This window comes from Leptolyngbya sp. FACHB-711, from assembly GCF_014695615.1.
In the GTDB taxonomy this organism is placed as follows: Bacteria; Cyanobacteriota; Cyanobacteriia; order Elainellales; family Elainellaceae; genus Leptolyngbya_A.
In genome coordinates, this window is sequence record NZ_JACJOR010000466.1 from 1 (window position 1) to 9936 (window position 9936).

Consider the following 9936-nt stretch of genomic DNA (forward strand, 5'->3'; position numbering starts at 1 on the left):
AATCGCGAGTGGTCTGTGAAAATGCGTTTGCTGGAGTCAAGCGTTACAATGCGGTGAGCGCTATCTATCGCAATCGAAAAGCGGAGTTTGATGATCACCTTATGCTAACCGCAACAGGATTATGGAACTTCTACCTGACTGCGGCATAGGAAGAACTTGAAAGGTCGCATTGGCTAGCTCTGTTCTTATTTCCCGACAACTCTAATAATTGCTTTTTGGGTTACAGCTATTTTATCTGAATGTAATGGAGATTCTATTAACTGTTGATGTGTGAACGTTCTTCGCCACTCTACCTTCGCAGCAATAAACAAGAAACTTCTGGAAGTTAATCTATTCAAGTAAGGTAATTCAATGGCTGGTAAAACTTCCAAACACACAAAACAAGGAAGTAGCGTTCAACGAATTTATGATCAGCTGAAGCAAATGGCGATCAATTATCGGTTTCGTCCAGGAGAACCTTTAAATGAGGTTGAGCTGGCTACATCGCTGGGTGTTAGTCGCACACCGCTCAGAGAAGTCCTCAATCGCTTAGTCGCAGAAGACCTCCTTGACTTTGTGCCTCGTCGAGGTTTTCTGGGAAGATCGCTCAATACTAAACTCATTTATGACCTCTACGAAATGCGCTGTGGCTTAGAGGTTATTAGCACTAAATTGGCGATCGAACGCGCAACAGAGGATGAGATAACTGGCTTAGCTAACTTTTGGGAGGGTGTATCGGATAAGTTTGATACCTATACACCTGCCGAATGCGTTCATTTTGATGAACAGTTTCACGAGCAATTGGCACTTCTCTCACGCAATACTGAACTACTTCATACTTTACAAAGTATCAATACGCGAATCCATTTCATTCGTCAGATTTTTATGGAAGATTTTGACAAACGCAATGATACCTGTAAGCATCATCGGGAAATTTTGAAAGCAATAAAAGAACACGAGATTGAGATGGCGGCAAAATGCATGTCTTCTCATGTTGAAGTTCGCCGCGAACAGGTTGTTAATGTTATCAAAGAAGGAATTGCTCGATTGTATATGGGGTGGTTTTGTGAGTTTTAGTGATGGATACCTACTCATTAACCGCCTAAATAGGCGTGAGCGATCGCGGGATCTTGTTGCATTTCGGTTGCGCTACCAGATTGAATAATTCGACCCCCTTCAAGTAGATAAGCGTAATCGGCTACTGAGAGTGCTAGTTTTGCCATTTGATCAACGAGCAGAATGGTCATCCCTTCATCTCGTAGTTCTGCTAGCGTTTCATATAGTGCAGACACAAGTTTAGGAGCTAATCCCAGCGACGGTTCATCTAGCAGTAACACTTTAGGACGAGCCATTAAGCCACGGGCGATCGCCAGCATTTGCTGTTCTCCTCCAGAGAGTAATCCGGCTCGTTGATGTTGTCGTTCCTGTAGACGTGGAAAACGTTTGAGAACAGCTTGGATATCAGCTTGAATTGCCTCTTGATCGTGACGACGATATGCTCCTAATCGAATATTGTCATAGACGCTTAACTCGGTAAAAATTTGTCGTCCTTCTGGAACTAACACAATTCCTTGATCGGTCATGTGATGAGCAGGAATTTTTCTGAGATCAGTTCCAGCAAATTTCACGTCGCCTGACCAGGGTTGAAGTAGCCCGCAAATACTCTTCAGGAGGGTGCTTTTACCAGTACCATTGGCACCGATCACTGCCACTAATTCTCCAGTATTCACCGTGAGCGAAATTTGATCGAGAACTTGCAGCGAACCGTAGCCACTCACAAGATTTTGAATTTGTAAAACTGGATTGGATTCAGGGTGAGTAGAACGAGGTAAAGACAGATCAGAAACACCTAAGTAGGCGGCTAACACTCGCTTATCTTGTTGAACTAACTTGGGTTCTCCGGCACAAATTAATTGCCCACCATCCAGAACCAGAACGCGATCGGAGAGACTCATGACCAACTCCATATCATGTTCAATCAGAATCACTTTAATGCCAGTGCTGGCAATCCGTCGAATTAACTTTGCTAGCGATTTTTTATCTTCAGAACTCAATCCGGCAGCGGGTTCATCCAGCAGTAGAACCTGGGGAGATGTTGCCAGAGCGCGAGCAATTTCCACCAGACGGCGATCGACAAAGGGTAGGTTTGCTGCTTCTAAATAAACGTTTCCCTGATAACCCACAAATGCCAATAACTCCAGCAAATCCTTCTCGGGTTGTCGTAATCGCCCAATGCCCACTAGCGCTGTGAGCGGGTTGCCTAATTTGCGGCTGAAGCGTGCAGCTCTCAGGTTGTCTAACACAGAAAGGGAGTTGAACAATCGAGTGGATTGAAAGGTACGGGTTACCCCCACATGGGCAATCGCCAAACTTGATTGATTCGTTAAATCAATTGTTCCCAGCGTAATGTTGCCGCTCTGCGTTCGGTAGAAACCGCTAATTAAGTTCAACAGAGTTGTTTTGCCTGCGCCATTTGGACCGATGACGGCTGTAATGGTGCCAGGTTCAGCGGTTAAATCAACATTTTGTAATGCTTGCAAACCACCAAAGCGAATGCCGACCTGGTTAACCTCGAGTCTGGAACGCTCTTGGTGATGCCCGATTAATGCCGGAATATCGTTAGGAGGAGTGCTAAGAGGATAAACAGGAGCAGTACGTTTGAAGCGATCGGTAAAAAGACTGACTAATCCATTGGGAGCAATCCACAGCGTTAGAATCAGGAGTGATCCAAAGACGATGAGTTGATAGTCGGCAAAATCATGTAGAAATTCAGGAAGAACAACGAGAATAACGGCTCCAAAAATTGCCCCTTCTGCGGTATTCAAGCCACCTAGAATAACAACGAGCAGAAATAAAATAGAACGGTAGAAAGTAAAACTATCAGGACTAATAAAGCCTACAGCAGACGCAAAGAAAACACCTGCAATTCCTGTCAGTGCAGCAGATATCGCGAATGCGACTACCCGAATTTGCAACACGTTTAATCCAACCGAGGCGGCTGCAATTTCGTCATCTTTAACGGCTTGAAAAGCCTTACCCCAGGAGTGTTGTTTCAAAAGGGTAAATGTGACGACGGCCAGGGCAGCACAGGCGATCGCCAGCACCACAACCAAGCGCAGACTCGGTTGCAATCCCAACAGCGATGGCTTGGGTACTGAAATGCCACCAAATCCACCCGTAAGAGACACCCATTCAATTAACACTCGTTCGACAATGATTCCGAAGGCGATTGTTACCATTGCTAGATAAGGACCCGTTACCCGTAATGCAGGAGCCGCCAGTGCAACCCCCGTGACGGCGGCTGTAATTCCCGCTAAACCCAGCGCTAACCAGAAGTTCCACCCCGCCTTGGTGATGAGCAAGGAACCCGTATAGGCACCGATGGCAAAAAATCCAGCATGTCCGATCGAAACTTGTCCAGACAAGCCAATCAGCACATTTAGCCCTACGCCCACCATGGTGGTGATGGCAATCATGGCTAACAGAAATAAGTAGTATGTGTTGGGTGCGGCGATCGCTCCGACAATTGCAACTGCCAACAACCCAATTCCCAACCCGCGACGAATCCCCATTCCCTATACCTTCTTCACTTGCATCCGTCCGAATAGTCCGTTTGGTCTGAGTGCCAATGCCAGAATGACCACCGCAAACCCAACAATTTCGCGATAACTACCGCCCAGCGTCCCGGCTGCTACTGATTCGACCACACCATAAAACACGCCTGCCAGCATCACTCCCCAGGGATTCGCCAAACCTCCAATAATTGCGGCTGCAAAAGCTTTTAAGCCAAGCAACGTGCCCATCGTGGCAGAGACATTGGCAACCGGGGCAATCAAGATTCCGGCGATACCTGCTAAAACAGTGGAAACGGCAAAGGAGAAGGCAATCATCTTCTCCACAGGAATGCCCATAATGCGAGCGGTGTCGTGATTTTCACTGACCGCTTGAAAGGCTTTGCCTAACAGCGTTTGAGTAAACATTACGCGTACTAAAAGTGCCACTGCAAATCCAATGACGGGCGTCAGTAGCTCAATGGGAAAGATGCCAAAACCCAAAATCATCACGGGATCGGTCGCTAAGGCAGAGGGATAAGCCCGCACTTCCTTACCAAAGGTGACCATTGCCACGTTATCGGCAATGATGCCAATGGCGATCGTGGTCAATAACCAGGAGTTAGAGCCACCCTTGGCAAACGGACGAACGATAAAGCGCTCGATTAATAACCCAACTCCAGCACAAAGGAGTAGCGTCAACAGGGCAGCAATCCAAAAATTCCAGCCCCAGGTGATGTTGAGCATGTAGCAGAGAACAGCTCCCAGCATGACGGATGCCCCCTGGGAGAAATTCATGGTGTTAGAAACGGCATAGGTGACTTGAAACCCCAGAGCAATCAAGCCATACATGCTTCCGATCGCAATTCCCGACAAAATAAGTTGTTGCAGCATATTAAATGAAAGCTTTATGCGCTGACGGGAACAATTTCCTTCCCTTTCCACTGCACCAGAATGTAGTCGTCCTCATTCAGGGCATCATGATTTTCTGGCGTAAAGGAGCGATTGTAGGTTTTGATCAATCCCTCGTAAGTTGGCAAGCTGTAGAACGCCTCCCGAACTTTGGGGCCTTCCGTACTGCCAGCCGTTTCGATCGCCAGCGCTGTCAAATGCATTGCATCGTACGCATTTGCTGTACCGACCGGGGCGAGAATTTCACCAGGGCTATTCAACTTGTATTTGTCTTTGAGCGCGGCCATCACTTTCTGACCTGTAGCATTCTGTTCCCCGAAGAAGCTATGGGTTTGCACAAACACTACTTTGCTGGCTGCTTTGCCTGCTAATTCGGGAAAGCGTCCACCAGAAATACCCCAGTGAGACACCACCGGAACATCCCAGCCAATTCGGGTTAATGACTTCATCACCTGTGCACCGGGTGCCGCGTTCCCTACCAGCAATACAGCTCCTACCCCAGCATCTTTGAGGCGTGCCAGTTGGGCTGACATGTCAGTGTCGGTGTCATTAAACTTTTCAATTGCACCAACTTCTACGCCGTATTCAGGTGCCCACTGCTTAAAGCCTGCTTCGTTCGATTCTCCCCAGGGGTTATTGACCAGCATCAAACCGACTTTGGGTTTACCGTAGGCTTCGCTGACATGCTTGATCAAGAAGCGATCGACAATGTTATCGTTGGCAGACACCCGGAACGCAAAGTTGGGATCGTGACCATTCTGAGTAATTTTGGTTGCTGCAGCCCACACTCCCATATAGGGCACTTGCAATTCGTGGATAACGGGCATCATTGCGATAGAGACAGGGGAGTCAATGCCACCAAACACAGCAGCAACCTTCTCCTGCTCAATTAACTCACGTGCTGCCGCAACGCCTCTGGCTGGGGTAGACTCATCATCTCGCGTTACCAGTTCTAAGGAACGCCCTCCCAGAATGCCACCCTTTTGATTGATTTCATCAATCGCGATCGCCAATCCACGGATAATTGACTCACCAGATAGGGCGGAACCTCCGGTAATGGCGGCAACCAAACCAATCTTGATCGGCTCTGAAGACGCTTCAGCAGTGCTGGATGGCTTAGACGAACACCCGGTAAGCTTGGATGTTGCGATCGCCACGCCCATCCCCAATGCTCCACGCAAAACATCGCGACGACGTAGCCCAAATCGATAAAACGACATGGATAACCTTCCTGCTTTTATTGAATGAAATGTGAACTGCGTTTCAACTCAGAAGCAACAGTAATACAGTCTTGTATACAAGCTTGTGTTCAGTAATACCAAATTTTGAATGAATCTGTTGTACTCATGAGCATGGAGTTTTTTTGCGCGTGGAATGGTAGGGGAGCCAGGGAGAGAGTATGGTCAGCCACAAATCGGTAGAGCAGGAGAGTAGGGCTGCAATGCAAGCAACTGAACAAATTCCGGTCATTGATTTCGCAGCGTACCAATCGGGTGATCGCTCCACGCGTCAACAGGTTGCAGATCAAATTCGTCATGCCTGCACCAACGTTGGCTTTTTGTATCTAAAGAACCACGGGGTGTCACAATCCTTGATCGATCGCCTGTTCGCTGAATCCAAACAGTTTTTTGATCTGCCGACTGAGGTGAAAAATCAGATTCCCTGGGACAGTCCAGAATGCAACTGTGGATATATCGGGATGCAAATGCAACATCTTGATCCTAGTGACGCAGGCGATTTGATGGAAGCCTACAATATTGGGCTGTTGCAGCCGCGTGCTAACGAAAAATGGCTACCAAATCAACTCACCTTGAATCAGGCCCTATTGGAGTTTTATAGAGTAAGCACAGCCGTCTGTCAGCAAATTATGGGAGCCTTTGCCCTCTCCTTGGGGTTGCCAGAATCCTTTTTTGAGCCAACCCATGACCAGCATTACAGCACTGTGAGGCTGCTCCACTATCCACCTGCTCCTGCAACAGTCATCCCTGGACAAATTCGAGCCGGAGCCCATTCCGACTATGGCACGATTACGCTTCTATTTCAGGATGACGTGGGTGGATTGGAGATTCTCCACGATGGGGTTTGGCTTCCAGCTCCCTATATTCCCGGTACGGCTATTGTGAATACAGGGGATTTGATGGAACGCTGGACAAATGATGCTTTTCGCTCAACCAAGCATCGAGTGGTAGTTCCACCTGAACCAGCAGCACGGCGATCGCGCTATTCTGCAATATTTTTCTATCGCCCCAACATTGATGCAGAAATCGTTTGCCTAGAACCCTGTTGCCAACCGGGACATGCGCCTCTCTATCCCCCTACAACGACTCGTGAACATTTGATCAATTGCCTGCAAGCTTCTTATCAAGTCGAGTCATAGCAGATCAAGAAAAGACCTCTATTTGCAATCATTGCTCTTTCAATCGGTGTGCATTAATGGATCTAAAAATCACTAACGCTACTCTTCCGGAGCAAACTGGAATTTGGGATATCGGCATTACGGGCGATCGCATCACCGCCATTGCACCAACCCTTTCCGACCCGTCAACCCAAACATTAGATGCCCAGGGAAATTTACTCATCCCAGGGCTAGTAGATGGACACATTCACCTCGATAAAGCCCTTATTCTCGATCGCTATCCGGCGTTAGATGGGACGTTCGACGAAGCCCTGCGTGAAACGCTGAGGTTGAAGCAAGCATTTACGGTTGAGGATATTCAAAACCGGGCAAGCCGACTGATTGAACGGGCGATCGCTTTTGGTACAACCGCCATGCGAACCCATGTTGAAGTTGATCCAACGATTGGACTGAATGCAATCCAGGCACTTCTGCCTCTACGAGAATCCTACGCCTGGGGCATAACCTTACAACTTGCTATTTTTGCTCAGGAAGGAATCACAAACCATGACGGATTAGTGAATCAACTCCGCCAGGCCTTGGCAATGGGTGGCGATGCGATCGGCTCTGCTCCCTATGTTGATCCAGATCCCAAGAAGAACATTGAAATTGTCTTCGATCTGGCTCAAGAATTTAATTGCAATGTTGACTTCCATCTCGACTTTTTGGATAACGATGATCCGTTACTGTTACCACTGGTTATTGAAGAAACGATTAAACGGGGTTGGCAAGGACGAGTCTGTTTAGGTCATATGACCAAGTTAGCGGCATTAACGCCTTTAAAATTAGAATCTCTTGCCCTTGCAATGCGCGATGCGGGTATCTCAATTCTGGCTTTACCTACCACTGACCTGTACATGATGGCTCGCAAAGATACCCACAATGTACGTCGGGGCATTGCTCCTGTGCATCGTTTAGCAGAACTGGGAGTTAGCGTTGGGCTTGCAACCAACAACGTGTTGAATCTATTCACCCCTTTTGGCGATGGGGACCTGCTAAAGCTTTGTGCCCTGCTGGCACAGGTACTCCATTTAGGAACCGTATCGAGCCATCAGCTTTGCTTAGAGCTGGCGACAAATCAGGCCGCAGAGGCGATCGCCATTCCAAATTATGGAATTGCAGTCGGTAATCTAGCAGATCTGGTACTACTCAATGTTCGTTCAGTCAGTGAGGCGATCGGTTCTGCACCAATGGGACGAACCGTTATTAAAAACGGGATTGTGATTGTGCAAAGTAAAGTAGAACAACAGTGGTTTGCCCCCAAAGTACTGGCAACTTCACTTTAGGGAAGAGATAAGATACGTAATCGTTCAGGGGGTGCTGTCATGGGTGGGCAAGAGGAATGGGGCAGGCAGACCTTGACCCAAACTAATTGATATACCCGTCTGCTCGCATCAACTCAATTGCACAGCGTTCACAGCCAGTTTGTGAACAAGGAGGAACTCCTGCACCCCGTTCAAATCCTGTTAAGGATTGTAGTATTTAGGCTGAACGACTTACTGGTAGCTGGTGCTGTGCATCGTGGTTCGTGTGTCTGAGGTAAGATGACCATCCTCCATGTGGACAATGCGATCGGCAATATCTAAGATTCGGTTATCATGAGTCACCATCAAAATCGTGCAGCCCTGCTCTTTTGCCAGTTTTTGCATCAAATTCACGACATCTCGCCCCGACTTACTATCTAACGCAGCCGTTGGTTCATCTGCCAGCACAATCTTAGGATGGCTCACTAAAGCACGGGCGATCGCTACCCGCTGCTTTTGCCCTCCTGATAAGTCATCCGGATAGTAGTGCAGGCGATGCCCTAGCCCAACCGCTTCCAGCATTTCAGCTGCTTTTGTTCCTTCTTCCTCAGGAGACAGATGATGGTGCAATTGCAATGACATCTGTACGTTTTGCAATGCGGTCAAACTATTTAATAAGTTATGGGCTTGGAAGATATAGCCAATGCTACGTCGAGACTGAATGAGTTGTTTCTGGCTTGCTCCACAGAGTTCCTGATTGAGGAGCTTTAAACTTCCTGACTGAGGCGATCGCAATCCGCCGATCATACTCAGCAGGGTTGTTTTTCCTGAGCCAGAAGGTCCAGTCATAATCACAATTTCACCTGCATTAATTGTTTAATTGATATTAAACAAGACTTGCTTTCGGAGTTGACCTTGACCAAAAAAATGATTCAATTCTGCGATCGAGATGACGGCATTTAGTGCTGTACATTGTTTAGGTTTAAGCGAATCAAGAGTCTGCATGAGTAATCAGGAAGAAGTTAGAAAGTAATTAAGAAGGAGTTAGAAAATATCTGCTGGATCTGCCAATCGCAATTTTCGGACTGCAACCGCTCCTGACATCACGCACATAATGATCGTGAGCAGCAATACGTAAATCGTGCGAGACAAGGTCATGTAAATTGGCAAATTTGTCGCATTACGGGTCAATGAATAAAGCCCGATCGCAATTAAGTTTCCGGGAATGTAGCCTAAGACCGCTAGGAGCAGGGCTTCTTGCAGGACAACACCCAGTAAGTAAAGATTGCGGTAACCCATCGCTTTCAGCGTGGCGTATTCTGCCATGTGATCGCTGACATCGCTATACAAAATTTGGTACACGATGATCACGCCTACCATAAATCCCATCAAGGTTCCCAGGGCAAAAATAAATCCGATCGCGGTATTTCTACGCCAATACCCTTCTTCAAACTCAATAAATTCTGCACGAGTGAGAACTCGGACATCGTGCGGCAGGCGGGATTTTAATGCAGTAACCACGGCATTTGGATTGGCATTCAGTGCAAGAGTAATCAAGCCAACGCTAACTTCACCTGCTTGACGTTGCGACACAATTCGTAGAAAGTTTTGATCGCTGGTCATCAAGCTGCCGTCTGCCGCGAAGGAAGAACCAACCGTAAATAGTCCTTTCAGGTGAATTGTGCGTCCTTTAATCTCAGTACTGACGGTTTCACCCTGACCAATACGAGCGATCGCCTGTTTGTAGTCTCCCCGCGATGAACGGTCAAATAGTAAGGTATCCGCTTGTTGAAGGGTACCTAAATTTTGATTGATTTCCGGCAGGTTAAATGCGGGTTTTTCCAGGTCAAAGCCA

Annotated in this window: 7 protein-coding genes and 1 pseudogene; 3 read left to right on the top strand and 5 right to left on the bottom strand. The window is 47.5% G+C overall.

From position 1 onward, the window contains the following. Nucleotides 1–351 precede the first annotated feature (351 nt). Nucleotides 352–1056 (top strand): GntR family transcriptional regulator, encoded by a 705-nt coding sequence (locus H6F80_RS21495; protein ID WP_190793572.1) that lies wholly within the window; start codon nt 352–354, stop codon nt 1054–1056. A gap of 17 nt (nt 1057–1073) precedes the next feature. Here the strand turns inward: H6F80_RS21495 and H6F80_RS21500 are convergent, their stop codons facing one another. From H6F80_RS21500 to H6F80_RS21510, 3 genes are read right to left on the bottom strand one after another with little or no spacing between them, the layout of a single operon-like run. Then, nucleotides 1074–3551: a branched-chain amino acid ABC transporter ATP-binding protein/permease gene (locus H6F80_RS21500; RefSeq protein WP_190793573.1), complete on the bottom strand. Its 2478-nt coding sequence runs from the start codon at nt 3549–3551 to the stop codon at nt 1074–1076. A gap of 3 nt (nt 3552–3554) precedes the next feature. Next, nucleotides 3555–4424, bottom strand: coding sequence for a branched-chain amino acid ABC transporter permease (locus H6F80_RS21505; protein WP_190793574.1), 870 nt, complete (start codon nt 4422–4424; stop codon nt 3555–3557). A 14-nt stretch (nt 4425–4438) separates the two neighbouring features. Further along, nucleotides 4439–5662: an ABC transporter substrate-binding protein gene (locus H6F80_RS21510; protein ID WP_190793575.1), complete on the bottom strand. Its 1224-nt coding sequence runs from the start codon at nt 5660–5662 to the stop codon at nt 4439–4441. 221 nt (nt 5663–5883) lie between these two features. On the opposite strand from H6F80_RS21510, the gene H6F80_RS21515 reads away from it, so the two are divergent. Beyond that, on the top strand, nt 5884–6819 hold the full coding sequence (locus H6F80_RS21515) for an isopenicillin N synthase family dioxygenase (protein WP_190793576.1): 936 nt from the start codon (nt 5884–5886) through the stop codon (nt 6817–6819). Nucleotides 6820–6875: 56 nt separating this feature from the next. Beyond that, the gene (locus H6F80_RS21520) at nt 6876–8123 is read left to right on the top strand and encodes an amidohydrolase family protein (protein WP_190793577.1); all 1248 of its coding nucleotides are present in this window, start codon (nt 6876–6878) and stop codon (nt 8121–8123) included. A 210-nt stretch (nt 8124–8333) separates the two neighbouring features. Here H6F80_RS21520 and H6F80_RS21525 read toward each other — a convergent pair. Beyond that, a pseudogene (locus tag H6F80_RS21525) lies at nt 8334–9086 on the bottom strand (DevA family ABC transporter ATP-binding protein). 39 nt (nt 9087–9125) lie between these two features. Next, nucleotides 9126–9936: ABC transporter permease DevC (gene devC / locus H6F80_RS21530; protein ID WP_190793578.1), on the bottom strand; the 811-nt coding region annotated here is incomplete at its 5' end.